Origin of the sequence: Streptomyces sp. NPDC102402, from assembly GCF_044765765.1 — a bacterium.
GTDB lineage: Bacteria > Actinomycetota > Actinomycetes > Streptomycetales > Streptomycetaceae > Streptomyces.
Window position 1 is genome coordinate 567,325 of the sequence record NZ_JBIWKR010000005.1, and the last position, 26,888, is coordinate 594,212.

Annotated in this window: 23 protein-coding genes; 10 read left to right on the forward strand and 13 right to left on the reverse strand. The window is 70.1% G+C overall.

What is annotated here, in order from left to right:
* Positions 1-107 precede the first annotated feature (107 nt).
* On the reverse strand, positions 108-1,172 hold the full coding sequence (locus ACIRJR_RS19200; protein ID WP_403781780.1) for a hypothetical protein: 1,065 nt from the start codon (positions 1,170-1,172) through the stop codon (positions 108-110).
* A gap of 312 nt (positions 1,173-1,484) precedes the next feature.
* Here ACIRJR_RS19200 and ACIRJR_RS19205 point away from each other — a divergent pair, with 312 nt between their 5' ends.
* Both ACIRJR_RS19205 and ACIRJR_RS19210 read left to right on the forward strand, forming a co-directional pair.
* A complete protein-coding gene (locus ACIRJR_RS19205) occupies positions 1,485-2,585 on the forward strand; it encodes an LCP family protein (RefSeq protein WP_403781783.1) in 1,101 nt (366 codons plus the stop codon).
* Between the two features lie 17 nt (positions 2,586-2,602).
* Entirely contained in the window at positions 2,603-2,998 is a 396-nt protein-coding gene (locus ACIRJR_RS19210) for an NTP pyrophosphohydrolase (RefSeq protein WP_403781786.1), read from the forward strand.
* Positions 2,999-3,003: 5 nt separating this feature from the next.
* On the opposite strand, the gene ACIRJR_RS19215 is transcribed toward ACIRJR_RS19210, so the two are convergent.
* The 7 genes from ACIRJR_RS19215 to ACIRJR_RS19245 all read right to left on the reverse strand — a co-directional run bounded on the left by ACIRJR_RS19215 (position 3,004) and on the right by ACIRJR_RS19245 (position 12,316).
* A complete protein-coding gene (locus ACIRJR_RS19215; RefSeq protein ID WP_403781788.1) occupies positions 3,004-4,506 on the reverse strand; it encodes an amino acid permease in 1,503 nt (500 codons plus the stop codon).
* A 144-nt stretch (positions 4,507-4,650) separates the two neighbouring features.
* Positions 4,651-6,570, reverse strand: a complete 1,920-nt coding sequence (gene dxs, locus ACIRJR_RS19220; RefSeq protein WP_403781791.1) for a 1-deoxy-D-xylulose-5-phosphate synthase — start codon at positions 6,568-6,570, stop codon at positions 4,651-4,653.
* Positions 6,571-6,742: 172 nt separating this feature from the next.
* Positions 6,743-8,023 carry a sugar ABC transporter permease gene (locus ACIRJR_RS19225; RefSeq protein WP_403781794.1) on the reverse strand — a complete coding sequence of 427 codons (1,281 nt, stop codon included), beginning with the start codon at positions 8,021-8,023 and terminating at the stop codon, positions 6,743-6,745.
* Entirely contained in the window at positions 8,020-8,808 is a 789-nt protein-coding gene (locus ACIRJR_RS19230) for an ATP-binding cassette domain-containing protein (RefSeq protein WP_403781797.1), read from the reverse strand. The genes ACIRJR_RS19225 and ACIRJR_RS19230 overlap by 4 nt, the downstream gene beginning before the upstream one ends.
* A gap of 186 nt (positions 8,809-8,994) precedes the next feature.
* Positions 8,995-10,104: a sugar ABC transporter substrate-binding protein gene (locus ACIRJR_RS19235; RefSeq protein ID WP_403781800.1), complete on the reverse strand. Its 1,110-nt coding sequence runs from the start codon at positions 10,102-10,104 to the stop codon at positions 8,995-8,997.
* Between the two features lie 119 nt (positions 10,105-10,223).
* The gene (locus ACIRJR_RS19240) at positions 10,224-11,423 is read right to left on the reverse strand and encodes an ROK family protein (protein WP_403781803.1); all 1,200 of its coding nucleotides are present in this window, start codon (positions 11,421-11,423) and stop codon (positions 10,224-10,226) included.
* A gap of 305 nt (positions 11,424-11,728) precedes the next feature.
* Complete coding sequence (locus tag ACIRJR_RS19245) at positions 11,729-12,316, reverse strand: dihydrofolate reductase family protein (RefSeq protein WP_403781807.1); 588 nt, start codon at positions 12,314-12,316, stop codon at positions 11,729-11,731.
* Between the two features lie 67 nt (positions 12,317-12,383).
* On the opposite strand from ACIRJR_RS19245, the gene ACIRJR_RS19250 reads away from it, so the two are divergent.
* Positions 12,384-12,959: a TetR/AcrR family transcriptional regulator gene (locus ACIRJR_RS19250; protein ID WP_403781810.1), complete on the forward strand. Its 576-nt coding sequence runs from the start codon at positions 12,384-12,386 to the stop codon at positions 12,957-12,959.
* Positions 12,960-13,037: 78 nt separating this feature from the next.
* On the opposite strand, the gene ACIRJR_RS19255 is transcribed toward ACIRJR_RS19250, so the two are convergent.
* Positions 13,038-14,045: a helix-turn-helix domain-containing protein gene (locus tag ACIRJR_RS19255; protein ID WP_403781813.1), complete on the reverse strand. Its 1,008-nt coding sequence runs from the start codon at positions 14,043-14,045 to the stop codon at positions 13,038-13,040.
* A 144-nt stretch (positions 14,046-14,189) separates the two neighbouring features.
* Complete coding sequence (locus ACIRJR_RS19260; RefSeq protein ID WP_403781816.1) at positions 14,190-16,463, reverse strand: ATP-binding protein; 2,274 nt, start codon at positions 16,461-16,463, stop codon at positions 14,190-14,192.
* Between the two features lie 229 nt (positions 16,464-16,692).
* Between ACIRJR_RS19260 and ACIRJR_RS19265 the strand changes: the two genes are divergently transcribed.
* The 7 genes from ACIRJR_RS19265 to ACIRJR_RS19295 all read left to right on the forward strand — a co-directional run bounded on the left by ACIRJR_RS19265 (position 16,693) and on the right by ACIRJR_RS19295 (position 23,136).
* The gene (locus ACIRJR_RS19265) at positions 16,693-17,355 is read left to right on the forward strand and encodes a hydrolase (protein WP_403781819.1); all 663 of its coding nucleotides are present in this window, start codon (positions 16,693-16,695) and stop codon (positions 17,353-17,355) included.
* A 5-nt stretch (positions 17,356-17,360) separates the two neighbouring features.
* The gene (locus ACIRJR_RS19270) at positions 17,361-17,891 is read left to right on the forward strand and encodes a DoxX family protein (RefSeq protein WP_403781822.1); all 531 of its coding nucleotides are present in this window, start codon (positions 17,361-17,363) and stop codon (positions 17,889-17,891) included.
* A 124-nt stretch (positions 17,892-18,015) separates the two neighbouring features.
* The gene (locus ACIRJR_RS19275) at positions 18,016-18,600 is read left to right on the forward strand and encodes a Dps family protein (RefSeq protein WP_403781825.1); all 585 of its coding nucleotides are present in this window, start codon (positions 18,016-18,018) and stop codon (positions 18,598-18,600) included.
* A gap of 62 nt (positions 18,601-18,662) precedes the next feature.
* Positions 18,663-19,493 (forward strand): alpha/beta fold hydrolase, encoded by an 831-nt coding sequence (locus ACIRJR_RS19280; protein WP_403781829.1) that lies wholly within the window; start codon positions 18,663-18,665, stop codon positions 19,491-19,493.
* A 66-nt stretch (positions 19,494-19,559) separates the two neighbouring features.
* Positions 19,560-20,513 carry an alpha/beta hydrolase gene (locus ACIRJR_RS19285; RefSeq protein ID WP_403781832.1) on the forward strand — a complete coding sequence of 318 codons (954 nt, stop codon included), beginning with the start codon at positions 19,560-19,562 and terminating at the stop codon, positions 20,511-20,513.
* Complete coding sequence (locus tag ACIRJR_RS19290; RefSeq protein ID WP_403781835.1) at positions 20,510-22,396, forward strand: amidohydrolase; 1,887 nt, start codon at positions 20,510-20,512, stop codon at positions 22,394-22,396. Before ACIRJR_RS19285 ends, ACIRJR_RS19290 begins: the two co-directional genes overlap by 4 nt.
* Positions 22,397-22,413: 17 nt before the next feature.
* Entirely contained in the window at positions 22,414-23,136 is a 723-nt protein-coding gene (locus tag ACIRJR_RS19295) for a GPR1/FUN34/YaaH family transporter (RefSeq protein WP_403781838.1), read from the forward strand.
* Between the two features lie 80 nt (positions 23,137-23,216).
* On the opposite strand, the gene ACIRJR_RS19300 is transcribed toward ACIRJR_RS19295, so the two are convergent.
* The 3 genes from ACIRJR_RS19300 to ngcE all read right to left on the reverse strand — a co-directional run bounded on the left by ACIRJR_RS19300 (position 23,217) and on the right by ngcE (position 26,654).
* Positions 23,217-24,134: a carbohydrate ABC transporter permease gene (locus ACIRJR_RS19300; RefSeq protein WP_403781841.1), complete on the reverse strand. Its 918-nt coding sequence runs from the start codon at positions 24,132-24,134 to the stop codon at positions 23,217-23,219.
* 97 nt (positions 24,135-24,231) lie between these two features.
* A complete protein-coding gene (locus ACIRJR_RS19305; RefSeq protein ID WP_403781844.1) occupies positions 24,232-25,155 on the reverse strand; it encodes a carbohydrate ABC transporter permease in 924 nt (307 codons plus the stop codon).
* A 50-nt stretch (positions 25,156-25,205) separates the two neighbouring features.
* Positions 25,206-26,654, reverse strand: coding sequence for an N-acetylglucosamine/diacetylchitobiose ABC transporter substrate-binding protein (ngcE, locus tag ACIRJR_RS19310; protein ID WP_403781847.1), 1,449 nt, complete (start codon positions 26,652-26,654; stop codon positions 25,206-25,208).
* Between the last annotated feature and the right edge of the window lie 234 nt (positions 26,655-26,888).

Consider the following 26,888-nt stretch of genomic DNA (forward strand, 5'->3'; position numbering starts at 1 on the left):
TCGCGCCGCACAACCTTCTTGGCCGCTGATCGATCTGACCCGAAAGGCCTTCGGTCATCGCGTCGACGGAAATGCGGACCGGTGGCCCGCCGTCGGGCGGAGGAACGTCAGAGGACGCGCCATTCCGAGAGCGTCAGCCCCGCCCCGTCCGTCTGCCGGGCCAGCCGGGGAACCCCGTCCTCACCGACGACCGCGATCACGAGCCTTCCGAAGGCGTCCTGCGCCAGGGCGGGCGCGGCCAGGCTGCGCACGCCGGTGTCGGACCACCACATCCCGTTGCCCTCGTCCTCGGTGACGCCCACCCCGACCACCACTGTGCCCTCCGTCCCCCGATGGGCCAGCACGGTGCAGTCGTAGCCGTCCAGGAACGCACGGGACGCCGCGTGCGCGCCTTCACCCGGCGAGCCCCCCAGCGCCATCGGCCACGCGCCCGCCCGATAGGCCACGACCCCTCGGCCGCCCGGATCGGTCCAGAAGAAGGTGGGCCGGTCCGGACCGGTCTCCAGGACCGACACCGTGCCCGGAGCCACCGCCAGGCGTGACGGATATCCGTCACCCAGGGCACCGGCGGCCGCCTTCTGGAACCAGTGCAGCGTGCCCTCCCCGGTGGCCGCGAACAGCTCGATCCGCCCCGACGAGAGCGTGATCCCGACCGGCGCCCCCTCCACGCCGCGGGCTCCCCTGCGGTCCTTCCAGCCGAGCCACTTGCCGTCGCCCTGCTCACGTCGCAGGGTGAGGCCACCGTCCGCCGTGCGCACGAAGACGTGCACCATGCCGGAATGGGCCACCACCACCACGGGCCGGCCGATTCCGCGCCCCTGCTCCGGATCCTTGTGCGGATTTCCCAGCGAACGCCATTCGGTGACCGGACGTGCCGACTGGTACTGGATGGCGTGCACGACGTCGACGACGGGGCGGCCATCGGCCCTCCGGCGCTCGCGCCGGCCCACGAAGTGGGTGTACGCGTTGACGTCCTGAGTGACGGACAGGCCGGTGAGTCCCGGCACCCGGACGAGAACGGGATCACCGAAGTCCATTCCACCCGGGCGCTCTTCGGTCCAACGGTGGAGTCCGCCCTCGACCGAGGCATATGCCGTGAGACGGCCTTCCCTGCCCCTGGTGAGCCAGATGCCCTGCATCGCGCCCGCCCCGGCAGCAACCCTCGATGTCACGCGGGCATCCTGTCCGAGCATTTCCGCAGTCACCTTTCCAGGCGTCCGGCGCATCGCGCATGATTTCGAATCTGGCACATACTAGTCCCTCACATGAGAGAATTTTGAGTGACCGAATCGTGACGACCGGGTGCTGATGAGCGGCACGACGGGGGACCGCGCAGTCCACATGGAGCCCCGCAGTGTTCGTACATGCGCTCGATGGACTGTCTATAGTGCTATGCACACCGAAGTCGGACCGGCTCCTCCCCCCACCCGAGTCCAACCCGCCCACAGCCCTACCGGGCCGCGAGACCAAGGGACTCGAACAGGATGAGCAACGACGTCATGCCTTCAGGACGGCGCGCCTCCCGACGGGCGGAAGCACCGAAGCGGGGCCGGAAGAAGGAACGCAAGCGCCGCAGCGGCCTCAAGATCACGCTCGGGGTAGTCCTCGTACTCCTGCTCGCGGGTGGCGGCACGGCGTACTGGATGTACCAGGACCTCGACGGCAACATCAAGGGCGTCGACATCAACAAGGCGCTCGGTGGGGACCGTCCCGAGAAGCTCCCCACCACCGGGCAGAACCTGCTCGTCCTCGGCTCCGACTCGCGTGCCGGAGCGGAGAACAAGGAACTGGGCGGGGGTGGCGCCGTCGGCGGTGCGCGCTCCGACACCGCACTGGTCGTGCACATACCCGAGGGCCGCACCGAGGCGACCGCCGTGTCCATCCCGCGCGACACCCTGGTGACCCGGCCCGAGTGCGTCAAGGCCGACGGCTCGGCGATGGCGTCCGCGGAGCGGGTCATGTTCAACTCCGTCTACTCGCAGGTCGGTCCGGCCTGTGTGGTCAAGACCGTGGAGAAGATGTCCGGGGTCCGGATCGACCACTACCTGGAGATCAACTTCGCGGGGTTCAAGGACCTGGTCGACGCGATCGGCGGGGTCACCGTCAAGGTCGAGGAGCCGATCAAGGACAAGTCCTCCGGCCTGGACCTCACCGCCGGCACGCACAAGCTGAACGGCACCGAGTCGCTCGCCTACGTCCGCACCCGGCACGGAGTCGGCGACGGGAGCGACCTCGGCCGCATCGGACTCCAGCAGCAGTTCCTGCTCGCCCTGCTGACGGAGATCAAGTCGCAGGATCTGCTGGGCAGTCCGACGAGCACCTACAAGATCGCCAACTCCGCGACCAAGTCGCTCACGACCGACGAGGGCCTCGCCTCCCTGACCTCGCTCGCGGAGTTCGCCCGCTCGATGAACGGTGTCGACCCCTCCGCCATGGAGACGATCATGCTGCCGGTCGCCTACGACAAGCAGGACCCCAACCGCGTGGTGGCCTCCGAGCCGCAGGCCGGCGACCTCTGGAAGGCGATCCGTACGGACGGCACGATCCCCGAGTCCGCCAAGAAGTCGCCGGCGACCGGCGGCTGACCTGTCATCCTTCGGGGATGACCGGTGAGAGCACTCTGGTGATCGTCGACGCCGCCAATGTGGTGGGGTCCGTACCTGACGGCTGGTGGCGCGACCGGCACGGCGCCGCCGAGCGGCTGCGGGACTCGCTGGTCCCGTACGCCGCCGAGGGACTGCCCGGACACGCGGGCCCCGTCGAGCTCGTGCTCGTCGTGGAGGGCGCCGCGCGGCAGGTCGCTTCCGTGCCGGGCGTGCGCGTGGAGGCGGCTTCCGGCAGCGGCGACGACCTGATCGTCGCGCTGGCCGCCGCCGCCCACGGGGTGCGTTCCTGCCTCGTGGTCACGGCCGACCGCGAGCTGCGGCAGCGGGCCGGGGCGTACGGGGCCCGGTGCGCGGGCCCTCGCACGGTACGGCCGCTGCCGCGGCGTGGTTGACCGGCTCAGCGGGCCTTCGCCATGCGGCTGTTCCTGCGCCCGTACACGAAGTAGACGACCACACCCAGCGCCATCCAGATCGCGAACCGCAGCCAGGTCTCCGCCGGCAGGTTCAGCATCAGCCAGACCGAGGCCGCGACCGACACGATCGGGAGCACCGGCACCCACGGGGTACGGAAGGCGCGGTGGAGCTCGGGGCGGGTGCGCCGCAGGACCATGACACCCAGGGCGACGACCACGAACGCGAAGAGCGTGCCGATGTTCACCAGGGTCGCCAGCTCGTTGATGCTGGTGAAGCCGGCCACGATCGCGATGATCACGCCGAGCAGGACCGTCGGACGGTACGGGGTGCCGAAGCGCGGATGCGTCACCGAGAAGAACCTCGGGAGCAGCCCGTCCCTGCTCATGGCGAAGAACACCCTGGTCTGGCCGAGCAGCAGGATCATGCAGACCGTGGTCAGGCCGACCGCCGCGCCGAAGCTGATGATCCCGGCGTAGAAGGGGTGGCCGACGGCCTTGAAGGCGTCGGCGAGCGGGGCGCTGACGGAGAGTTCGGAGTAGTGCTGCATGCCCGTGACGACGATCGACACGGCGACGTAGAGCAGCGTGCAGATGACGAGCGAGGCGAGGATCCCCCGCGGCATGTCACGCTGCGGGAGCTTGGTCTCCTCTGCGGCGGTGGCCACCACGTCGAAGCCGATGAAGGCGAAGAAGACGATGGACGCCGCGGTGAAGATGCCCATGACGCCGAAGTTCGTCGGCTCGTACCCGAAGATCAGCTGGACCAGTGGCGCGTCCAGGCCCGAACCCGTGGTCTGGCTCTCGGCCTCGGGGATGAAGGGCGAGTAGTTCGACGCGTCGATGAAGAACGCCCCGGCGATGATCACGATCAGCACCACCGCGATCTTGATGGCCACCACGACGGTGGTCACCCGGGCGGAGAGCTTCATCCCGAGGACCAGGATGACGGTCAGGATCAGGACCAGGGCGAACGCCAGGATGTCGAAGCCGAATCCGCTCGCCACGTCGGGACCGGAGAGCGCCTCGGGCATCGTCCAGCCGATGTTGTCCATGAGCGAGCGCACGTAGCCGGACCAGCCGACCGCCACCACCGCGGTGCCCAGCGCGAATTCCAGCACCAGGTCCCAGCCGATGATCCAGGCGACCAGCTCGCCCAGGGAGGCGTAGGCGAAGGTGTACGCGGATCCGGCCACCGGGACGGTGGAGGCGAACTCCGCGTAACAGAGCGCGGCGAGGGCGCAGACGATGCCCGCCGCGACGAAGGCGAGGGCCGTGGCGGGGCCCGCCGTCTCCTTGGCGACCTTGCCCGTGAGGACGAAGATCCCGGTGCCGATGATGACACCCACTCCGAAGACCGTGAGGTCCAGCGCGGAGAGGGATTTCTTGAGCGCGTGCTCCGGTTCTTCGGTATCACGGATGGACTGCTCGACCGTCTTGGTCCGGAACAGTCCCTTTCCGCTGGGGGGCGTGTCCTGCTGCGTGCTCACCGGCGTACCTCCACGCACTCGTCGTGCACGCCATGATTCGGAACGGGCCGGTCCGGCACGCCCCGCACGGCCCGGTTTCACGCGAATGGGCCGGTCGGACCACCCGAGTGGGGTGACCGGCCGGCCCGGAGGCAACGCGGTGGATCAGTCGCGGACCGGCTCCGGCTCCGCGGTCCGGCTCTCGTACCGGCCGTCGAGCTTGGCGACCAGGCCGGTGACCTGCCGGGCGATGTCCGGCGCGGTCAGCCCGATCTCGGCCAGGACCTCGCCGCGCGAGGCGTGGTCCAGGAAGACGGGCGGGATACCGAAGTCGCGCAGCGGTACGTCGACACCGGCGTCGCGCAGGGCCTGGGCGACGGCGGAGCCGACACCGCCGGCCCTGCTGTTGTCCTCGACGGTGACGACGACCCGGTGCTCCGCGGCGAGCGGGGCGAGGGCCTCGTCGACCGGCTTGACCCAGCGCGGGTCGACCACCGTGGTGGAGATGCCCTGGGCGTCCAGCAGGGAGGCGATCTCCAGGCACATCGGGGCCAGAGCGCCGACGGAGACCACCAGGACGTCCGCCTTGTCCGTGCCCGCCCTCCGCAGGATGTCCATGCCGCCGGCCGTCCCCACGGCCTTGACGGCGGGGCCGACCGCGCCCTTGGAGAAGCGGACGACGGTGGGCGCGTCGTCCACGGCGACGGCCTCGCGCAGCTGGGCACGGACCTGGTCGGCGTCGCGCGGGGCGGCGATGCGCAGGGTCGGCACGCACTGGAGGATCGACATGTCCCACATGCCGTTGTGCGAGGCGCCGTCCGTGCCCGTGACGCCGGCCCGGTCCAGGACGAAGGTCACTCCGCACTTGTGCAGGGCGACGTCCATCAGGACCTGGTCGAAGGCGCGGTTCAGGAAGGTCGCGTACACCGCGAAGACGGGGTGCAGTCCGCCGGTGGCCAGCCCCGCCGCGGAGACCGCGCCGTGCTGCTCGGCGATCCCGACGTCGTAGATGCGGTCCGGGAACGCCTCCTCGAACTTGCCGAGGCCGACGGGCTGGAGCATGGCCGCGGTGATGGCGACGATGTCCTCACGCTCGTGGCCGAGCCTGACCATCTCCTCGCCGAAGACCGAGGTCCAGTCGAGGCCGGAGGTGGAGATGGGCAGGCCGGTGTCCGGGTGGATCTTGCCCACCGCGTGGAAGCGGTCGGCCTCGTCCTCGAGGGCGGGGGTGTAGCCGCGCCCCTTCTCCGTGAGGCAGTGCACGATGACCGGGCCGCCGAAGCGCTTGGCACGCTGGAGCGCGGATTCCAGGGCCTCGATGTCGTGGCCGTCGATCGGTCCGACGTACTTCAGGCCGAGGTCCTCGAACATGCCCTGCGGGGCGATGAAGTCCTTGAGGCCCTTCTTGGCGCCGTGCAGGGTCTCGTACAGCGGCCTTCCGACGACGGGCGTGCGCTCCAGGAGGTCCTTGCCGCGGGCCAGGAAGCGTTCGTAGCCGTCGGTGGTGCGCAGGGTGGCGAGGTGGTTCGCGAGGCCGCCGATGGTCGGGGCGTAGGAGCGCTCGTTGTCGTTGACGACGATGACGAGGGGGCGGTCCTTGGCGGCGGCGATGTTGTTCAGCGCCTCCCAGGCCATACCGCCCGTGAGCGCGCCGTCACCGATCACGGCGACGACGTGGTCGTCCTTCTTCAGGACCTCGTTGGCCTTGGCGAGGCCGTCGGCCCAGCCGAGCACGGTCGAGGCGTGCGAGTTCTCGATGACGTCGTGCTCGGACTCGGCGCGGGACGGGTATCCGGAGAGGCCGCCCTTGCTCTTGAGCTTCGAGAAGTCCTGCCGGCCGGTGAGCAGCTTGTGCACGTAGCTCTGGTGGCCCGTGTCGAAGAGGACCTTGTCCTGCGGGGACTCGAAGACCCGGTGCAGGGCGATGGTCAGCTCGACCACGCCGAGGTTCGGGCCGAGGTGGCCGCCGGTCTTGGACACCTCCTCGACGAGGAAGGTACGGATCTCCCCGGCGAGCTGGTCGAGCTGCTCGAGGCCGAGCCGGTCCAGGTCACGCGGTCCCTTGATGCGGGTCAGCAGGTCCACCCGTGCCTCCTTGCTTGTGAGCTGGTCGAGCGTGTCGATCCGATGAGTCTAATGTTCCGCCGACGGCCCCGGTCATCGGGCGGCATATTGCGCCGGGTCGCGTTGGACGCGCCGGACGCGCCGGTGCCCGGCATCGCGGACGATGCCGGGCACCTCTGTGCAGGTACGACGGTCAGGCGCGGCCTGCGGTCTTCTGCGTCTTGCGGGTGATGGAGTCGATCACGACCGTGATGAGAAGAACAGCGCCGGTGATCATGTAGTTGATCGGTGTGGCGATGCCCTCCAGGGCCAGGCCGTACTGGATCGAGACGATCACCATGACACCGAGCAGCGCGTTCCAGGTGCGTCCCCGGCCACCGAAGAGGCTGGTGCCGCCGATGACGGCCGCGGCGATGACGTTCATCAGGAGGTCGCCGGCGCCGGAGCCCTGGTTGGCCGCCGCGATCTTCGACGCCCAGAAGAGGCCGCCTATCGCCGCGAAGGTGCCGGCGATGGCGAAGACCGAGACGCGGATCGCGGTGACGTTGATGCCCGCACGGCGCGAGGCCTCGACGCTGCCGCCGAGCGCGAAGATCTTCCGGCCGTAGGAGGTGCGGCGCAGGACGAAGTCCGTGGCGACCAGGACCACGAGGAAGAGGACCAGGGCCAGCGGCAGGCCGCGGTACTGGTTGAACATGAACGCCGCGCCGAAGGCGAACAGCGCGAGGATCACGGTGCGCACGACGATGTCGACGAGCGGTCGCGACGGGATGCCCGCGGCCTCGCGGCGGCGGGTGTCGAGGAACGCGGAGAGGAAGTAGCCGGCCACGGCGACGACCGCGAGGCCGTAGGCGGCCGCGACGTCCGAGAAGTAGTACGTGGTCAGGCTGCCGACGACGCCGTCGCTGTCCAGGTTGATCGTGCCGGTGTCACCGAGCAGCTGGAGCATGAAGCCCAGCCAGAACAGCAGGCCGGCGAGGGTCACGGCGAACGCCGGGGCGCCGATCCGTGCGAAGAAGAAGCCGTGGAGGGCTCCGATGACCGCGCCGCTGACGATCGCGACGAGGACGGCGAGCCACTCGTTCATCCCGTGGGTGACGCTGAGCACGGCGACGATGGCACCGGCGACACCGCTGACCGAGCCGACCGAGAGGTCGATCTCGCCGAGCAGCAGCACGAAGATGATGCCGACGGCCATCATGCCGGTGGCCACCATCGTCACGGCGATGTCGCTGACGTTCTTCGCGGAGAGGAACTCGGAGTTCAGGCTCTGGAAGACCACGCAGATGATGAGCAGGCCGATGATCACAGGGATCGAGCCGAGGTCACCGCCGCGCATCTTGCGCTTGAACTCGGTGATGTAGCCGCCGAAGCCCTGCTCGCGCACGAGGAGCCGGGGGTCGACCGCGATGTCGGCGCCCTTGGCGGCCTCCGGGTTGACCACCGGGGTGGACGTCTTGTCGGTCGTGGTCACTTCTTGGCCTCCGCGTTGCGCGCCGCACGACGGGTCACGGCGTTCTCCGTGGCACCGGTGATGGCGGAGATGATCTCTTCCTGCGACGTGGTCTTCACGTCGAAGATCCCGTTGTTCCGGCCCAGCCGGAGGACGGCGACCTTGTCGGCGACGGCCTTCACATCGGCCATGTTGTGGCTGATGAGGATGACCGCGTGGCCCCGCTCGCGCAGCCGCTCGACGAGGTCGAGGACCTGGGCGGTCTGCTCGACGCCGAGCGCGGCGGTGGGCTCGTCGAGGATGACGAGCTTGGGCTCGCCCAGCATCGAACGCGCGATGGCGACGGTCTGGCGCTGACCGCCGGAGAGCGACGCGATCGGGATGCGGACGCTGGGAATGCGGATCGACAGCGTGCTGAGGAGCTCGCGGGAGCGCCGCTCCATCTCGACCTCGTCGAGGATCCCGAACTTGCGGAGCTCCCGGCCGAGGTAGAGGTTGCCGACGACGTCGATGTTGTCGCAGAGCGCGAGGTCCTGGTAGACGGTCGCGATCCCCAGGTTCTGGGCATCGTGCGGCTTGTTGATCTGGACCGGGCGGCCGTCCCACTCGATGACTCCGTCATCGATGGGGTGGACCCCGGCGATCGTCTTGACCAGCGTTGATTTACCGGCGCCGTTGTCACCCACCAGGGCGACCACCTCACCGGCGTGGACCTCGAGCTCGACGTCGGTGAGCGCCTGGACGGCACCGAATCGCTTCGAGACCCCTCGCAACGCCAACACGGGCGTAGCGGACACGTGAACCATCTCCTTCGCCGCCTGACCCGGCGGGGATACCGCGCCTGGGGGGAGGCGCGGTGGTTGAGCAGAAGTGAGAAACAGCGGAAGCGTTCCGTCCGGCGCCCGGCCCGGTAGCGGGACAGTTGGTGGGCCGGGCGCCGGACAGGCTTCGGGCCGCCCGGCCGCCCCTGGGGGCGGGCCGGGCGGAGGGGCCTACTGCAGGCCCGCGGAGGTGCAGGCGGCCTTGTACTTGGCCGTGCAGATCTCGTCGATCGTGTAGATCCCGTCCTTGATGACGGTCTCCTTGATGTTGTCCTTGGTCAGCGAGACGACCGGGACGAGGACGGTGGCGATGCCCTTCGTGCCGGCGTTGTCGACCTTGGACGTGGCGATGGTGTCGAGCTTCTCGCCCTTGGCGAGCGCGACGGCCATCTCCGCGGCGACGATGCCCTCCTGCGGGTAGGACTTGTAGACGCTCATGAACTGCTCACCGGTGAGGATGCGCTGCACCCCGGCGAGTTCGGCGTCCTGTCCGGTGACCGGGGGGAGCTTGGAGAGACCGGCAGACTTGAGGGCCTGGATGATGCCGCCCGCCATGCCGTCGTTGGCGGAGTAGACGCCGTCGATCTTGTCCTTGCCCAGGGCCGTGATCGCGCCCTCCATGTTGGAGTTGGCGTTCTCCGGCTTCCACTCCTTGGTGTCGTACTCCTTGCCGTAGGTCACCTTGCCGTCGAGCACCGACTTGGCGCCCTGCTTGAAGAGCTTGGCGTTCGGGTCGGTGATCGAGCCGTTCATCATCACGATGGTGGGCTTGGCGGCGTCGCCCAGGGCCTCCAGCAGGGCCTTGCCCTGCACACGGCCGACCTCTTCGTTGTCGAACGAGGTGTAGGCGTCGATCGGGCCCTCGGCGAGACGGTCGAAGGCGACGACCGGGATGCCCTGGTCCTTGGCCTTCTTGACGCTGTTCTCGATGGCCTTGGCGTCGACCGCGTCGACGATGAGGGCGTCGACCTTGTTCGTGATCATGGAGTCGACCTGCTGCGACTGCAGCGTGGCGTCCTGGCGGGCGTTGGCGTAGATGACCTCCGCCTTGCCGCCGGTCAGCTCGCTGACCTTCTTCTCGATGATCGGCTTGTCGAACTTCTCGTAACGAGCCGTGACGTTCTCGGGAAGGAGCAGACCGATCTTGAGGGCGTCGCCCTTCTTGCCCGAGTCGGTGCTGGCCTTGTCGCCGGACTCCTTGGCGCTTCCGCAGGCTGCGAGCGAGACGGCCATGGTGGTGGCGGCAACGGCAACGGCGGCACGACGCATACGCGTGTTCATTTCGAACCTCCCTGACGAGGCCGCGACGTTGCGGCCGAGGTGGCTCGAAGTCAACTCGGCCGCTACGTCAGCGTCAAGGAGTAAATCCTTAACGAGATGACAACGGTGCCATTCGTTATCTAAGTGAAGGCAGGGGTAGCGGCAGGGAGGGTGCTCTCCAAAAGGGTCGAATCCCCCATCTCGCTGAGCACCAGGGCCAGTGCGCCCAGCACTTCGGCCCGCGCGCCGAGCGCCCCGGGGAGCACGGAGAGCTGCCGCGCTGCGCTGGGAATGGCGTAGCGCGAGACCGAGTCACGGATGGGGCCGAGCACCAGCTCCCCCGCCTCGGCGAGGGACCCCCCGAGCACCACCCGGCTGGGGTTGAGCAGATTGCACAGGTTGGCCACTCCGCTGCCGATGTGCCGGCCGACGTCCCCGATGACCCTGCGGCAGCCGGGATCGCCCTCACGGGCCAGCTGGACCATCCGCTCCATCGTGAGATCGGACCCGTGGCTGGGCTTCAGCAGCGGCAGGACGTACCGGGCGGCGGTGAAGGTCTCCAGGCAGCCGCGGTTGCCGCAGCGGCAGACGGGGCCGGACTCGTCCAGGGTGATGTGGCCGATCTCGCCGGCCGTTCCGCCGGGTCCCCGGTAGATGTGCCCGTCGATCACCAGACCGGCGCCGACGCCGCTGGCGACCTTGATGTACGCGAGGTCCCTGACCCCCCTCCCGCTGCCCCAGACGAGCTCCCCGAGGGCCCCGAGGTTGGCATCGTTGTCCACGTACACGGGTACGCCGAGACGCCCGGCGAGCTCCTGGCTCGGATTGATGCCGGTCCAGCCCGGAAGGATCGAGGTGGAGCCCAGCGTGCCGGACTCGACGTCGATCGGGCCCGGGACGCCGAGGCCCACACCGATGATCTTCTCCGGGCTGATCCCGGTGGTCTCGATCAGGCGGTTGACCAGCTGTTCCGCCCGGCCGAAGCCCTGCGCGGACGAGGCGTCCACATCGAGCGGCTCGGACTCCTCGGCCAGCACCTGGTGGGCCAGGTTGCCGATGGCCACCCGGAGGTGGGTGTGCCCGAAATCCACTCCTACGACGATGCCGGCGTCCCCGCTCAGGGAGACGCTCCTGGCACGGCGGCCACCCGCCGAGGTGGGGGTCACCTCGACCGTGCCGCCGTCCTTGAGCTCACGGACGATGTTGGAGACGGTGGCAGCGGAGAGCCCGGTGCTCCTGGCGATCTCCGCCTGGGTCAGGGACCCCGCCATCCTTACGGCACGCACGACCCGCTCAAGGTTGGCCCTATGCAGAGATGTCTGCGACCCCGGAGTCTCCATCGACTCACTCACTCCTGCCGTTTTCTCTAACATGTGAACCCTAAGCTGAGCGTTTTGGGGTGCCCCCCGTCAAGACCTTGAGCAGTCGGAGCCTCCGATGAGCACCGGGCCTCCATATCCGGACAGCGGCAAAAGCCCTGGAAACAGCGTGAACCGCCCACCGGCCGGGGCCGGGAGGCGGTTCGGGCCACAGCGGGGCCTGTTCACTCCTGGTGACAATTGTTGTCCGGGTGAAGGCAAGAACGCCCGGACCGGACGAGGGGCCGCCCCGGTTCCGGGCCGGGGCGGGGCGGCACACCGGCTCGTCAGCGCCGGGTGAACCAGGTGACCGTCACGTCGTTGTCGAACGAGGTGCGCTCGGTGACCCTGAAGAGCGTGGGGTCGAACGCCCCGTCGAACGCCGGGATCCCGGACCCCGCGACGACCGGGTAGCTCTTGATGATCAGTTCGTCGATCTCGGGAAGCAGCGCGCCGGCGAGCAGACCGCCGCCGCAGAGCCAGATGTCCTGCCCCTCCTCCTTCTTGAGCTCGCGCACCAGTGCGAGCGGGTCCCCGGGGACCACGGTGACCTCCGGGTCGGTGTCGGGCGCCAGCGTCGTGGACACGACGTACTGGCGCAGATGGGCGTAGGGACTGGTGAAACCCGCGTCCAGGCCGGGGCGGTACGAGCCGAGCCCCATCAGCACGGTGTCGAACCGCAGGTTGGGCGCGTCCGTGAGACCCACGCCCGCCCGGGCGAAGGTGGGGACGGTCTCGGGATAGCGGGTGTTCATCGACTTCATGTACGCGGCCGCCTGGGCCTCGTCACCCTGGGGATAGAAGTCGAACTCTCCCCCGGGACCGGCGATGCGGCCGTCGAGGGAGACCGCGACGTAGTACACGAGCTTTCGCAAGGGCGATCCATTCATAGTACTGTGGTTGAAGTGGTTAGAACGTAGTACTACAGATGGAGTGGTGTCAATGGTGCGCAGGAACGACGCGCGACGGGCCTCCCTCGTCGATGCCTCGATCGAGGTCCTGGCCAGGGAAGGGGCGCGCGGCCTGACCTTCAGGGCGGTGGACGCCGAGGCCGCCGTGCCCACAGGGACGGCCTCCAACTACTTCGCCAACCGTGACGACCTGCTCACCCAGGCGGCCGCGAGGGTCTACGAACGGCTTCAGCCCGACGGGGCGACGGTCGAACGCCAGCGGTCCGCCCCGAGGGACCGCGAGACCTACACGGTGCTGATGCGTGAACTGATCGGCCGGATCAGCGCCTTCCGCACCGGCTACCTGGCCCTGCTCGAACTGCGCCTCGAATCCACCCGGCGCCCCGCGCTGCGGGCCGTGCTGACCGAGCAGGTGCGCGCGGACGTCGAGGCCAACGTGGCCTACCACGAGGCATCGGGGCTGCCGGGCGACGCCACCGCCGTCCGCCTGCTCATCCTGACGTTCAACTGGCTCATCGTCGAACAGCTCACGCTGCCGGACGTGTTCTCCGAGGCCGAGCGCGACCGGCTGGTCGAGGCGGCGGTCGACCGCATCGTGACGGGGTGACGCGCCGGGCTCCCCGCTCGCGCGGCCGCAGGACGGGCTCCCTGTGGACCCGGGCGCGCGCGGCCGGCGAGGACGCCGTCAGTCCTGCCCGGCCGGCCCGGTGAGCCGTACGGCTTCCCGTTCCGTCCCCGTGCGCAGCGCACGCCACTGCACGGGGGAATGGCCGTGGACGGCACGGAAGGTGCGGCTGAAGTGGGCCGCGTTGACGAACCCCCACCGCCCGGCGATCGACGACACCGTCGGAGGCGACGGGCTGCGGCGCGCCAGTTCCCGTGCGCACTGGTCCAGCCGCCGCTGCCTGATGAAGCGGGCCACCGTGATTCCCTCGGCCTCGAAGAGCCGGTGCAGATAGCGCACGGAGATGTGGTGCGCCCGCGCCACGGCGCCCGGTGACAGACCGGGGTCGGCGAGGTGGGCGTCGATGTGGGCCCGTATCCGCGCGAGCAGGTGCTCGCGCCCTGTGCCGGAATCCGCGGGGCTGCCGCCGGACCGGCGCCCGCACTCGGCGACGAGCGCGCGGAACAGGTTCACGACGCTCTCGGCCGACAGGTCGGCGATCGCCGCGGAGCGCGGCTCGCCGACGGCGACCAGCGTGCCGAGAACGGCGGTGAGCGCGCATCCGAACCCCTCCGCGGTGCCGACCACGGTGCCCGTGACCGCCCGCAGGTCGGCGTCCCGGATTCCGAGGGTGTGGCGCGGCAGGAGGACGATCCGCATCGCGAACGGGCCGGGCTGGTGGAGGGTGTACGGCAGGGCCGTGTCCCACAGCAGCAGGTCTCCCGGCCCCGCCTGGACCCGCCTGTCCCCCTGCGCGAATTCGGCGGCACCCTGCCTCTGTATGCCGAAGGCGACGAAGGGCGCGGGCCGTGCGGCGGGGCGCGTCCCCGTCCATCCGATGCGCTGGGCGTCCGCCTCCAGGTCGAGGACGCGGACGAACCCCACCTGGGTGGTGCGGACGTCCCCGCGGAACGTCTCCTGGTCCCCGGGGGTGACGTGGACCGTCCCCAGGGCACCGCCGAGGGCCTCGCGCCACCCCCTCGGCCCTTCCTCGCAGGAAACCGATTCTCCTGACAAGACCTGACTCACCCGGCCGTCCTCTCCCCATGCTGTTCACGGCGCGGACGGAGGCGGCGCCGCGCGGCGCCGCTCCTCCCCGCCTCCGACCAGCCAAGCAGCAGGTCAGCGGCGTCTCCAGGCAGAAAGCAGGCAGAAACCAGGCAGGGACGCGGCCTACAGGTCGTCGCCGCTGTCCCCCGGGGCGTCGAGGAGCGCGAGCCTCTCGCGCGCCATGGTCACCCGCTGGGGATCGGCGTCCGGCCCGAGGCGTACACAGCGCAGGAGGCATTCGCGGGCCTCATCGGCACGGCCGGCGGCGAGCAACGCATCGCTGAGCTGCGTCAGTTCACGGCTCTCCAGGGCGGTGTTCCCCATCTCCCGGCAGATGCCGAGCGCGCGCCCGAAGTGCGCCACGGCCTCGTCCCAGCGCTCCAGCCGGCTCAGCGCGGTGGCCGTGCCCCCGTACGCGCCGAGCCGGGTCATCGCCGCGACGTGCGGTTCGATCCGGTCAGCGTTCTCCTCCAGCGCGTGCAGAGTCACCCGGAACGCCTCGATCGCCTCCTCGGCACGCCCCGCGCCCTCGAACATCAGGGCCCGGCTGGACAAGGTCTGCACCTGCCCGTGGACGTCGCCGGCGCGTGCGAAGAGGTCCGCCGCCTCGTCGACGTGTGCGAACGCCTCGTCGGCCTCGCCCAGCAGCCGGTGGGCCCAGCCGCTGTACTGGTGGGACCACGCCTGCTGCACCAGGTCGCCCGCCCGTCCGGCCGCGGCGAGGGCGGCGGCGGAGTGGACCAGGCTGTCCCGAGGCCGTGCCTCGCACAACAGCACCGCCCAGGCCAGGTAGTTCAGCTGGGTCGCCTCCGCCGACGGATCCCCCAGCGCCCGGGCCGCTCGCGCGGCCAGGCCGAACACCTCGGCCCAGTGCCCCCAGAAGATCCACATGTCGGAGAACCAGTGCAGTGCCTCGGCGACCTCCACGACCGCGTGGTGGCTGCCGGCCTCCGAGGCGGCGCGCAGGGCCGTGAGCCAGTTGGTTCCCTCCGCCTGCAGCCATTCCCGGGCCCGTTCGGCGCTGGACAGGTCGACGATCCCCCGCCAGGCGGCCGGTGGCGCACCGTGGTCGGGCTCGTACCACCGGCCCGCCGTGACCGCCGTCTCCAGCAGCCACCGGCGGAGGTCCTCCCCCGACCGCTCCGCGCCACCGGCGGGCTCGTCCTCGGCCAGCCGGGCCCGGGCGTACAGGTGCAGGAGGTCGTGCAGCCGGTAGCGGGCGCCCTCCGTGCCGAGCAGCCCCGCCTCGACCAGCTCCTCCAGGGTGTCCTCGGCGTCGAACACGTCGTGCCCCGTCAGCACGGCCGCGCACGCGGCGCTCGCGTCGGGTCCGGGCACCAGCGTCAGCAGCCGGAACACGCGCGCCGCCTCGGGTGTCAGCTGCCGGTACGACAGGTCGAAGGCCGCCGCCACCCGCACGTCGCCGGCCGACAGGGCGTCGAGCCTCCGCTCCTCCTGCGCGAGGCGCTCCGCGAGCCGCCGCACGGTCCAGCCGGTCCGGGTGGCCAGCCAGTTCCCCGCCACCCGCAGGGCCAGTGGCAGGTAACCGCACCGGTGGGCCACGTCCGCCAGGGCGTCCGGCTCGGCCGCCGCACGGCCGGGTCCGACGATGCCGGCCAGCAGCGCCGTGGCGTCCTGGGGGCCGAGCTGTCCCAGCCAGAGGCGGTGGACGCCCTCCAGGCCGGTCAGCATCCGCCGGCTGGTCACCACGGTCAGGACACCACCGGCGCCCGGGAGCAGGGGGCGCACCTGCGCCTCGTCCCGGGCGTCGTCGAGAACGAGCAGCAGCCTCCGGTCCGCCAGTACGTGACGGTAGAGCGTCGTGAGTCCCCCCGGCCCGGCCTTCGCCAGCTCACGATCGGGCGTCCCCAGCGCCTTGAGTACGGTGACGACCAACTCGGCCGGCCCGGGCGGCGAGTCGTGCGTGCCCCTCAGGTCCACGAGCAGCTGCCCGTCCGGGAACCCGTCGGCCACCCGTCTCGCCGCGTGCAGGGCCAGCGTCGTCTTTCCCGCGCCCGGCGATCCGGAGACGGCCACCACGACCGGACGCTCCCGCGACTCCCCGGCCCACCCGGTGAGCAGGGCCAGCTCCCGGTGGCGCCCCGTGAAGTCGTCCACGCCCCGCGGGAAGGAGCGCACTCCGGCCGGACGGTAGGACGAGCTGCGGCCCGAACGGGCGGCGGCCAGCAGGCGCTCGCGCCCCGGCTCCTCCAGGGCGAGTCCGTCCGCGAGCGCGGCCACCGTACGGCGCTGCGGCGCGGCCCTGCGGTCACGCTCCAGGTCGCCGATGCCCCGGACGCTGATGCCCGAGGTCTCGGACAGCCCCTCGATCGTGAGTGACCTCGCCAGTCGCAGCTCCCGCAGCACGGCGCCGAACGCCACCTGCCCACCCGTCACCCTGGTCCTCCAGCAATCCCGGTCACCGCTCGTACGCGGCGGCTTCTCCCCATCGAAGATCAATCATAAAAAATGCTGAAAAGAAGGAGTTCACCGGTAGTGCGCTGTCGTGCCAGTGGCTGTGCGCGGGAGGGCAAACCGGCCCGGGTTCCCGGCCGTAGCTTCTGTCCGTGCCCGGCCGCGCCGTGCGGCCGGCGCCCACCCCCGACTGCTTCGAGAGGACACCCCCGTGTTCGACATCACCCAGGTGCAGGCCGCTCCCAGCGGAGACCTGCTCACGCCCGAGAACTCGGTCATGCTCTTCGTGGACCACCAGCCGCAGATGTTCTTCGGCACCGGGAGCGGTGACCGCGCGGCGATCATCAACAGCACGGTGGGACTCGCGAAGGCGGCCCGGGCGTTCGAGGTGCCGGCCGTCCTGACCACGGTCGCCGCCGAGTCCTTCTCGGGGCCGCTGCTGCCGCAGCTCGCCGCGGTCTTCCCCGGGCAGGAGGTCATCGACCGCACCTCCATGAACGCGTGGGAGGACGAGGCGCTCGTGGCGGCGGTCAGGGCGACGGGACGCAGGAAGATCATCCTGGCGGGCCTGTGGACCGAGGTCTGCCTCGTCCTGCCGGCGCTGTCCGCGCTGGAGCAGGGCTACGAGGTCTACGTGGTCTCCGACGCCTCAGGTGGGGTCAGTCCCGCCGCGCACGAGCACGCCCTCCAGCGGATGCTGGCCGCCGGCGCCGTGCCGGTGACCTGGGTGCAGGTGCTTCTGGAGCTCCAGCGCGACTGGGCGCGCCAGGAGACCTACGGCGCCGTGATGGAGATCGTCAAGGAGCACGCCGGAGCGTACGGACTGGGCGTCGTGTACGCGCAGGCCGTCATCGGCGCGCACGCGGCCGGCTGACCTCCTTGGACACCGGCATCCTGGTCCTGCGCCTGCTGGTGGGGCTGCTCGTCGCCGCGCACGGCGTCCAGAAGGTCAGCTCGCACCTCGGCGGCAACGGACTCGACGGAGGAGCCGCGGAGTTCCGCGCCGACGGGTTCCGCGGCGGGGTCCTCACCGCCCTCGCGGCGGGAGGCGGCCAGATCGGGTCGGGCCTCCTGCTGGCGACCGGACTCCTCACCCCGCTCGCCGCCGCCGGGACCATCGGGGTCATGACCGTCGCCCTCACCGTGAAGCGGCACAACGGCCTGTGGGTGCAGAACGACGGGTACGAGTACCCCCTCGTCCTGATCGTCACCGCCGCCGCCCTGGCCGCGACCGGCCCCGGGGCCTGGTCGCTCGACGCGCCGCTCGGCCTGACGCCGTATCCGCTCTGGTGGGCGGCGCCGGTCCTCGCCGTGGGTGCGGGCAGCGGGCTGATCGCCCGGCTGGTCCTGCACCGCGGGCCCGTGACGGAGCCCGCCACCCCGGCGCCGGAGCCCGCCGTCCGGCGCTGAGAGCCGGACGCACACTGCGGGCCCCGGCGTCCGCGCACACCCCTTTCGACGCGGACGCCCGGGCCCGCCCCACCCCCTCGGCACCGAGGCCGGCCGCCGGCCGGCCCATGATCAGGAGCACTCGATGCACACCGCCGCCACCACGCTCCCGCACGACACCGGACAGCCTCTGCTGCATCAGACGGGCGAGGAGACCCAGCTGTTCGGGACCCTCAAGCAGCTTCCGGTCGGGCTCGGCCACGACACCCGGATGTACGCCTGTCAGCGGCTGAACCGCGTGCTCGCCGACACACAGATCCTGTACTCCCTCTACAAGAAGCACCACTGGCTCATGCGCGGAGCCACCTTCTACTCACTCCACCTGATGCTGGACAAGCACGCCGCCGAACAGCTGGCCGTCGTGGACGCCCTGGCCGAGCGGGTCCAGAGCCTCGGCGGCGTCGCCGTCGGCGATCCGCGCCACGTCGCGGAGCTGACCTCGGTCCCCCGGCCGCCCGACGGCGTCGAGAAGGTGCCCGTCATGCTCTCGCGTCTCCTCGACGCGCACGAGCGGATCCTGATCGACGCCCGGGACGCCGCGGCCCGGCTCTCGGCCGAGGGCGACGAGGGCAGCAACGACCTGCTCGTCTCCCAGGTGGTCCGTACCGGTGAGGCGCAGGTGTGGTTCCTGGCCGAACACCTCGTCGACACACCCCTGGTGCGCGTCTGACCCGCGTACACCCGTCCACCCCCGACGACCGGCCCCCGGTCGTCCCCACGAAGGAGAACCGCATGCCGTTCATCAAGGTCGCCGAGGGCAACTCCGCCCCCGTCGAGCTCTATTACGAGGACCACGGATCGGGACAGCCCGTGGTGCTGATCCACGGCTGGCCGCTGAACGGGGCCTCCTGGGAGAAGCAGACCGCCGCCCTGCTCGCCGCCGGCCACCGGGTCATCACCTACGACCGGCGTGGCTTCGGCCGCTCCGACCAGCCCGCGGACGGATACGACTACGACACGTTCGCCTCCGACCTGCACGAGGTGCTGACCGCCCTGGACCTGCGCGACGCCGTCCTGGTCGGCTTCTCCATGGGCAGCGGCGAGGTGACCCGCTACCTCGGCACGTACGGCTCCGGACGCATCGCCAAGGCCGTCATGATCGGCGTCGTCCCGCCCTTCCTGCTCCGGACCGAGGACAACCCCGGCGGTGTGGACGGAAGTGTCTTCAAGGGCATCGAGGAGGCCGTCGCCGCGGACCGCTTCGCGTTCATGAGCACCTTCCTCGCGGACTTCTACAACGTCGACGTCCTCGGCGGCGACCGCGTCAGCGAGCAGGCCGTACAGGCCAGTTGGAACGTGGCCGCCGGCGCCTCCGCCAAGGGGACCCTCGACTGCGTCCAGGCCTGGCTCACCGACTTCCGGGCGGACCTGCCGCGCATCGACGTCCCCACGCTGATCATCCACGGCGACGCCGACCGCACGCTCCCCGTCGACGCCACCGCGATACCGCTCTCGAAGAGCATCGCCGGCGCCGAACTGAAGGTGATCCCGGGCGGCCCGCACGGTCTGATCCTGACCCACGCCGCCGAGGTCAACTCCGCGCTGCTCTCCTTCCTCGCCTGAGCTCACCGGCCTCGCCACCGTCCCACCCCTTGTTCCCACCCGTTTCCTCCGAAGGAGAGCCCCGCCATGTCCGACCAGCCGGTACTCGAGCCCGCCGCCCAGGCCTTCGCCGATGCCACGGCACAGCCGCCGTACCTCTACCAGATCCCCGTGGCGGACGGCCGCAAGGCCGTGGACGACGTCCAGAGCGACGCGGGCGTCGGCCTGCCCGCCGTCGACGAGGAGTGGATCACCGTCGACGGGGGTCCCGCCGGGGACGTCCGCGCCCGGGTGGTCCGCCCCCGCGGTGTCACGGGCCCCCTCCCCGTCATCCTCTACATCCACGGCGCGGGCTGGGTCTTCGGCAACGCCCACACCCACGACCGGCTCGTCCGTGACCTCACGGTCGCCACCGGGGCAGCCGTGGTCTTCCCCGAGTACGACCTCTCGCCCGAGGCCCGCTACCCCGTCGCCATCGAGCAGAACTACGGCGTCGCCCGGTGGATCGTCCGGGAGGGGCACCTCAAGGGGCTCGACGGAAGCCGGATCGCCGTCGCCGGTGACTCGGTCGGCGGGAACATGAGTGCCGCCCTCACCCTGATGGCCAAGGAGCGCGGCGACGTCCGCTTCGCCCACCAGGTGCTCTTCTACCCGGTCACCGACGCCTCCTTCGACACCGAGTCGTACGAGCGGTTCGCCGAGGGCTACTTCCTGCGCCGCGACGCGATGCGCTGGTTCTGGGACCAGTACACGACCGACGAGACCGAGCGGGCGCGGATCACCGCCTCACCGCTGCGCGCCTCCCTCGACGAGCTGACCGGCCTGCCGCCCGCCCTGGTGATCACCGCCGAGGCCGACGTCCTGCGCGACGAGGGCGAGGCCTACGCGGCGAAGCTCCGGGCGGCGGGGGTCCCGGTGACCGCCCTGCGCGTCGCGGGGACCATCCACGACTTCGTCATGCTGAACGCGCTGCGCTGGACGCGGGCGGCGGAGCTCGCCATCGGTCTCGCCGCCGACACCCTGCGCAAGGCCCTGGCATGACCGGCACGACGAGCATGCCGGTGGCCGGCGTACTCCCCGCCGGGCACCCGGAACACCCGCCGGCGGACCTCCTGGTCCGTAACGCGAAGGTGTTCACCGGCGACCCGGCGCGCCCCGGGGCCCGGGCCGTCGCCCTGCGCGACGGCAGGGTGGTGGGCGTCGGCGACGACCACGACCTCGCCGCGCTCGTGGGACCCGCGACCAAGGTCGTCGACGCGCTCGGACGGCGTGTGGTCCCCGGGCTCAACGACTCGCACCTGCACGTCATCAGGGGCGGCCTGAACTACGTCCTCGAACTGCGCTGGGACGGCGTACGCAGTCTCCGCCAGGCCCTGGCCATGCTGCGCGAGCAGGCCGGCCGCACACCGAAGGGGCAGTGGATCCGCGTCGTGGGCGGCTGGACCGCCGAGCAGTTCACCGAACGCCGGATGCCGACCGTGGCGGAGCTGAACGCCGCCGCACCCGACACACCCGTCTTCGTCCTGCACCTCTACCAGTCCGCGCTGATGAACAGGGCAGCCGTACGGGCGGCGGGGTTCACCCGCGAGACCCCGGACCCGCGCGGCGGACAGATCGTGCGGGGGCGGGACGGCGAACCCAACGGGGTGCTGCTGGCGGCTCCGAGTGCCCTCATCCTGTACTCCACCCTGGCCAAGGCGCCGGCCCTGGACGACGCCGACAAGCGGACCTCCACCCTGCACTTCCTGCGCGAGCTCAACCGCTTCGGTCTGACCTCGGCCGTGGACGCCGCCGGAGGCTTCCAGAACTTCCCCGACCACTACGCCACGGTCGTCGACCTGGCCGGGTCGGGGGAACTGTCGCTGCGCATCGCCTACCACCTGTTCCCGCAGACCGCCGGGCAGGAGATCGCCGACCTCAGACGCTGGACCGAGACGGTCCGTCCCGAGGACGGGGACGAGTGGCTCCGCCTCAACGGCGCGGGCGAGAACCTGATCTGGGCCGCGGCCGACTTCGAGAACTTCTCCGAGCCCCGCCCCGAACTCGCCGAGGGGTACGAGGCCGGGTTCGAGCAGGCGGTCCGGCTGCTGATGGAGAACGGCTGGGGTTTCCGGCTCCACGCCACCTACGACGAGACCATCGGCCGCGACCTGGCCGTCTTCGAGAAACTCGCGTCCGAAGGGCTCTTCCCCGACGGCAACCGCTGGCTCTTCGACCACGCGGAGACGGTCTCGGCGCACAGCCTGGACCGGATCGCGGCCCTGGGCGGCGCCCTGTCCGCACAGAACCGGATGTCCTTCCAGGGCTCGGCGTTCCTCGACCGCTACGGGTCCGAGGCCGCCTCCCACGCCCCGCCGGTCCGGGCCATGCTCGACCGGGGGCTGACCGTCGCCGCCGGGACCGACGCCACGCGTGTGTCCTCGTACAACCCGTGGGTCGCGCTCCACTGGCTCGTGAGCGGCCGCACCGTGGGCGGCACGGCGCTGAGGCCCGCCGGCGAGCTGATCGACCGGGAGACCGCCCTGGGCCTCTACACCCGGGGCGGTGCCCGGCTGACGGGCGAACAGGACGTCAAGGGCATCCTGCGGGAGGGCTTCTACGGTGACCTCGCGATCCTGTCGGACGACTTCCTCACCGTGCCCGAGGCCGCCATCCCCTTCATCGAGTCCGTGCTCACCGTCGTCGGCGGACGGATCGTCCACGCGAGCGCGGAGTACGAGGGGCTCGACGAAGCCGTCCCACCGGTCAGCCCCGCGTGGAGCCCGGTGGCCCACTTCGGCGGATACGCCTCCACCGGGGCGCGCCAGGCCCTGCTCATGGCCGGGGCCGTGGCCGAGTCGGAGGACCACCGCCTGTGGCGCGCCGCCCGTGGCGACACGCCCCCTGTGCCTCCGCCCTTCGTCGACCCCTGCTTCGCACACTGACCCGAGGGAACCATCAGATGAGTACCGCACCCGACGCCGGGCCGGACCAGAGTCCGGACGCGTCCCCGGGCCGCCGTTTCGAAGCGGACCTCCGGTCGATGACGCGCATCAACCTGCGCCCCATCGCCTCGCCGATGCCACTGGGCTTCTTCACGGTGGCCATCGCCTCCGTGATGACGGCCTGCCTCCAGCTCGGGGTCTTCGACACCGCGGACCGCACGGCCGTCGCCCTGTGCGTGCTGCCCGCCTTCGTCCTCCAGCTCCTGGTGAGCCACCTGGCCTTCGGCGCCCGGGACGTGATCGCGGCGACCCTCATGGGCACGTTCGCCGGCAGCTGGCTGGCGTACGCCCTCGTCATGGGTACGGGCGCGGCCGGGGAAGCCCGGGTGCTCGGCGTCTTCAACCTGGCGTTCCTGTGCTTCGGGGCGCTCATGGTCGCTGTGACCCGGCCCAAGCGCGCCCTCTGGCTCGTCCTGGTCGTCTCGCTGCCCCGCTGGGCGGCCACCGGCCTCGCCGGGCTGACCGGGGCCGAGTGGCTCAGGTACACGGCCGGGGGCTTCGGATTCCTCGTGGCGATCGTCGCGATGTACGCGGCGTTCGCCCTGATGCTGGAGGACATGCGCAGCGAGGAGGTCCTGCCCATCGGGCGCAGCGGTCCCGCGCACACCGCGGTCGAGGGCGACCTCGCGGTGCAGCTGCGCGACCTGGAGCGCCAGGCAGGGGTGCGTCGCACGCTGTGAGGCGCGACAGAGGGGCCCTTCCGTCCCGCCGGACGGAAGGGCCCCTCTGTCGTCATCTCACGGGAGCCGCGGGCTCTCGCCTACTTGAGCGCCCCCGCCGTCAGGCCGGCGACGACCTGGCGCTGGAAGACGATGTAGGCGAGGAGGACGGGCAGCATCGCCATGACCAGGCCGGCGAAGAGGCCCGACCAGTCCCCCTTGTATCCCTGGCTGGTGGCCAGTTCGACCAGGCCCTGGGAGAGCACCTTGCCGTCCGGGTCGGTGTTCAGCACCGTCGGCAGCATGTACTGGTTCCACTGCCCGAGGAAGTTGAAGATCCCGACGCTGATGAGACCGGGCTTCGCCATCGGCAGCATCACCTGGAAGAACGTCCTGGTGTGCGAGGCCCCGTCGAGCATGGCCGCTTCCGCGATCGAGGTCGGCAGCGTCCGGAAGAACGAGGTGAGGAAGAAGACGGTGAACGGGAGCGAGTAGGCGATGTAGACCAGGATCAGCCCGTGCGGCGAGTTCAGCAGGCCCATGTTGTTCATGACGAAGAACAGCGGGACCAGCGCCAGGATGATCGGGAAGCTCATCCCCCCGATGAAGAGGAAGTAGATGAAGCGGTTCCCGGGGAAGTCGAACCGTGCCAGGACGTACGCCGCCATCGAGCCGAGCAGCAGTGTGCCGATGAGTGAACCGCCCACCACCAGGATGGTGTTCAGGAAGTAGTCACTCATGTGGGCCTGGTTCCAGGCCCGTGACCAGTTCTCGAAGTGCAGCTTGTCCGGCAGCGCCCAGGGGGTCGACAGGATGGAGTCGTCCGTCTTGAAGGACGCCATCACCGCCCAGAGCAGCGGCATGACGACGAGCACGGCCCAGATGATCAGCACGCCGTGCGAGAAGACGTTGAGGACCTTGCCCTCGCTGCTCTTCGCGGCCTCGAAGGCCGGGGCGTCCGTCTTCGTCACCGGCGAGCGCGGGGCAGGGACGGCGGGCGGAGTCTCAGTGACCTTCACGTGTGCTCACCTCGTACAACTGTCGGGCCGGTCACCGGGACCGAAATGATCTGCGCGCAGCCGGCCGTCCGGTCGCGGAACCTCGGGGAAGCCGGCATCAGAACTCCAGCCGCTCGCGCCGGCCCAGCTTCATCACGATGCCCGCGAAGAGCATGGTGACGATGAGCAGCCCGACTCCGATGGTGGTCGCGTAACCGGCCTGGGCGTCCCGGAAGGCCGTCTGGTAGACGTACAGCGGCAGGACGGTGGTGGAGTAGGCGGGACCGCCCGGGCCCACTGTCATGATCTGGACGGCGGTGAAGGCCTCCACACCGAGCGCCAGGATGCCCATGTAGACCCAGCCGGACTGCACGGTGTCCCAGAGCAGCGGAAGCGTGATCTTGAAGAACGTCGTGATGCGGTCGGCTCCGTCGAGGAGGGCGGCTTCGTAGAAGTCCTTCGGGATGGAGGCCATTCCGGCGGAGAAGAGGACGACGAAGAATCCGACCGTCGACCAGATCAGCACGACCATCACGCAGTAGAGCGCCAGGTCCGGGTCGCCGAGCCAGTCCGGCTGCAGGCTCTTGAGGCCCACCGCCTTGAGTGTCTCGTTCAGCATTCCGGACGACGGGTTGAACGCGAACTGGAACAGCAGGGCCACGATCACGATCGACAGCACCTGAGGGAAGAAGTAGGCCACCTTGTAGAAGGAGGAGCCCCGCACTCCGGCTATCGCGGCGTTCTTCCGCCGACGGCCGCCGACGTTGAGCATGAAGGCGAAGAAGAGTGCGAGGCCCAGCGTCACCAGCGGCAGCAGCAGGGCGAGCAGCACACTGTGCTGCAGTGACTTCCAGAAGATGTTGTCGCCGAGCATCCGGCTGTAGTTGTCGAAGCCGACCATCTGGAAGTCGGGGCTCAGACCGGTCCAGTCCGTGAACGAGTAGTAGATCGACTGGACGAAGGGCCAGATGACGAAGATGGCGTACAACGCCAGCGGAACCACGAGGAATCCCGCGATGAACCGGTACTTGCCGTGCTGCATCGTTTAACGACCCCGATTTCTGAGCGGGTGCCGCCGCTGGTGACGGTGGCTCACTGGTGCTTGTAGTGCTTGATGGACTGGTCCTTGGCCGCGGCGTCGGCGAAGGCCTGGATCTTCTTGATGGTCTCCGCCGGGGTCGCGCGGCCGGCCATCATCTCGCCGATGCCGGCGATGCCGATCTGCTCCTTCTGGAGCTTCACGTACCAGTCCTGCAGTCGCGGGTTCACCACGTTGTCGCCGGCCTGCTTCAGCACGTCGACGCCGGACTGCATGGCGGTGGACAGCGTCAGGCCGTCCGTGCCGCCGTTGAAGGCGCTGAGGGACTTCACCGACTTGGTGAAGTTCTTGGAGGACTCCTCGCTGAGCATGATGCGCAGCTGCTCCATGCCGCCCTCGGGGTTCTTCGCCTTCGCGGGCACGACGAACGGCTCGCCGCCGGACGCCCAGATGGTGCCGTAGGGGAGCTTGTCGGACGAGTCCAGGCTGGACGGCGCGCCGACCATCATCTTGAAGTCCTCGGGCGTGGTGGGCGCGGCCTCGTTCTCCACCCACGAGCCGTTCGGGATGAAGAGCGCCTTGCCCTTGGTCCACTCGGTCTGCGACTGGATGTGGGTCAGACCGGGCGTGCCCTTGAGGATGTAGCCCTTCTGGAAGAGCTCGTAGTACGCCTCGAAGGCGGCCTTGACGGCCGGGTCCTTCCAGGCGTTCGGCTCCAGGTTGTCGATCTTGTCGAGGACCTCGCGGCCACCGATCTTGCCGATGAAGGGGTACAGAGAGAACGGCAGGTAGTACGGGTACTTGCCGGGGTACGTCCAGCCGGCGATGCCCTTCTTCTTCGCCTTCGCGCACAGCGCGAGCATGTCGTCCCAGGTCTCCGGGTACGCCGCGTCGAGCTTCTCGAGGTTGGTCTGCGAGTACCAGACGCCGTAGACCGTGTACGCGTAGTACATGATCCAGACCGGGTCGCCGTCGAACTGGCCCATCTCCAGGACACCGGGGCGCAGCGTGTCGCGGACCTTCTTGGCCGGGTCGTCGTAGGACGGGGCGTCCATCAGCGGGGTCAGGTCGGCGAGCTGCTTCTTGCCGACCAGGACGCCCATGTCCATCTGCTCGGCGCCCGAGTTGTCGATCAGGTCCGGCGGGGTGCCGCCGTTGAAGCGCGGCTGCAGCGTCGACTGGATCTTCTCGGTCGCGGCGTGCTTGACCTTCGGCGCCTTGGGGAAGGCCGCGTTGTACTTCTTCTCGGCGTCGATGGCGTACTGCTCGCCGAAGCCGCCGTTGAAGATGACCACCTCAAGGGCGGCGGTCTCGTTGACACCGAGCGGGTTCTTCGCGCTCTTGGTGCCCTTCTCGACCTTCTCGTCACTTCCGCTGTCGCTGCTCGCGCACGCGGACAGGAAGCTCATCGTCGGAACTGCGATCAGGCCGAGTGCGGCAGAACGCCTGATCAGATCGCGACGGCCAAGGCCTTCGTTCGTGCGGCCTGAGGTGGATCCCATGCTCAAGTCCTCGCCTTCTCCAGGACTCAGGCGGTGTACCGGTCACCCGTAAGGAATTCGCCTAGGCGAAGGGCCCCGCCACCGCGGTCAGTTGCGCTTGGGTCGTGCAGATTGCCGGATTTCCAGGTGCGGTGGGGGAGTCCCGGGGGACCGCGCGGCGGCCGCTCTCGCGCCCACAGCCGTTCCCCCTCCCCCGCGCCCGCGCGGGCCGTTGTGAAGCGGCTGTGCAGACGC

Excerpts from the sequence above, each read along its gene's own strand:
- ACIRJR_RS19275 (WP_403781825.1), top strand. The coding sequence starts at position 18,016 with ATGCACACCGCCGCCACCACGCTCCCGCACGACACCGGACAGCCTCTG.
- ACIRJR_RS19210 (WP_403781786.1), top strand. The coding sequence starts at position 2,603 with ATGACCGGTGAGAGCACTCTGGTGATCGTCGACGCCGCCAATGTGGTG.
- ACIRJR_RS19240 (WP_403781803.1), bottom strand. The coding sequence starts at position 11,423 with ATGGAGACTCCGGGGTCGCAGACATCTCTGCATAGGGCCAACCTTGAG.
- ACIRJR_RS19230 (WP_403781797.1), bottom strand. The coding sequence starts at position 8,808 with ATGGTTCACGTGTCCGCTACGCCCGTGTTGGCGTTGCGAGGGGTCTCG.
- ACIRJR_RS19280 (WP_403781829.1), top strand. The coding sequence starts at position 18,663 with ATGCCGTTCATCAAGGTCGCCGAGGGCAACTCCGCCCCCGTCGAGCTC.
- ACIRJR_RS19235 (WP_403781800.1), bottom strand. The coding sequence starts at position 10,104 with ATGAACACGCGTATGCGTCGTGCCGCCGTTGCCGTTGCCGCCACCACC.
- ACIRJR_RS19250 (WP_403781810.1), top strand. The coding sequence starts at position 12,384 with ATGGTGCGCAGGAACGACGCGCGACGGGCCTCCCTCGTCGATGCCTCG.
- ACIRJR_RS19205 (WP_403781783.1), top strand. The coding sequence starts at position 1,485 with ATGAGCAACGACGTCATGCCTTCAGGACGGCGCGCCTCCCGACGGGCG.
- ACIRJR_RS19295 (WP_403781838.1), top strand. The coding sequence starts at position 22,414 with ATGAGTACCGCACCCGACGCCGGGCCGGACCAGAGTCCGGACGCGTCC.
- ngcE (WP_403781847.1), bottom strand. The coding sequence starts at position 26,654 with ATGGGATCCACCTCAGGCCGCACGAACGAAGGCCTTGGCCGTCGCGAT.
- ACIRJR_RS19290 (WP_403781835.1), top strand. The coding sequence starts at position 20,510 with ATGACCGGCACGACGAGCATGCCGGTGGCCGGCGTACTCCCCGCCGGG.
- ACIRJR_RS19305 (WP_403781844.1), bottom strand. The coding sequence starts at position 25,155 with ATGCAGCACGGCAAGTACCGGTTCATCGCGGGATTCCTCGTGGTTCCG.
- ACIRJR_RS19285 (WP_403781832.1), top strand. The coding sequence starts at position 19,560 with ATGTCCGACCAGCCGGTACTCGAGCCCGCCGCCCAGGCCTTCGCCGAT.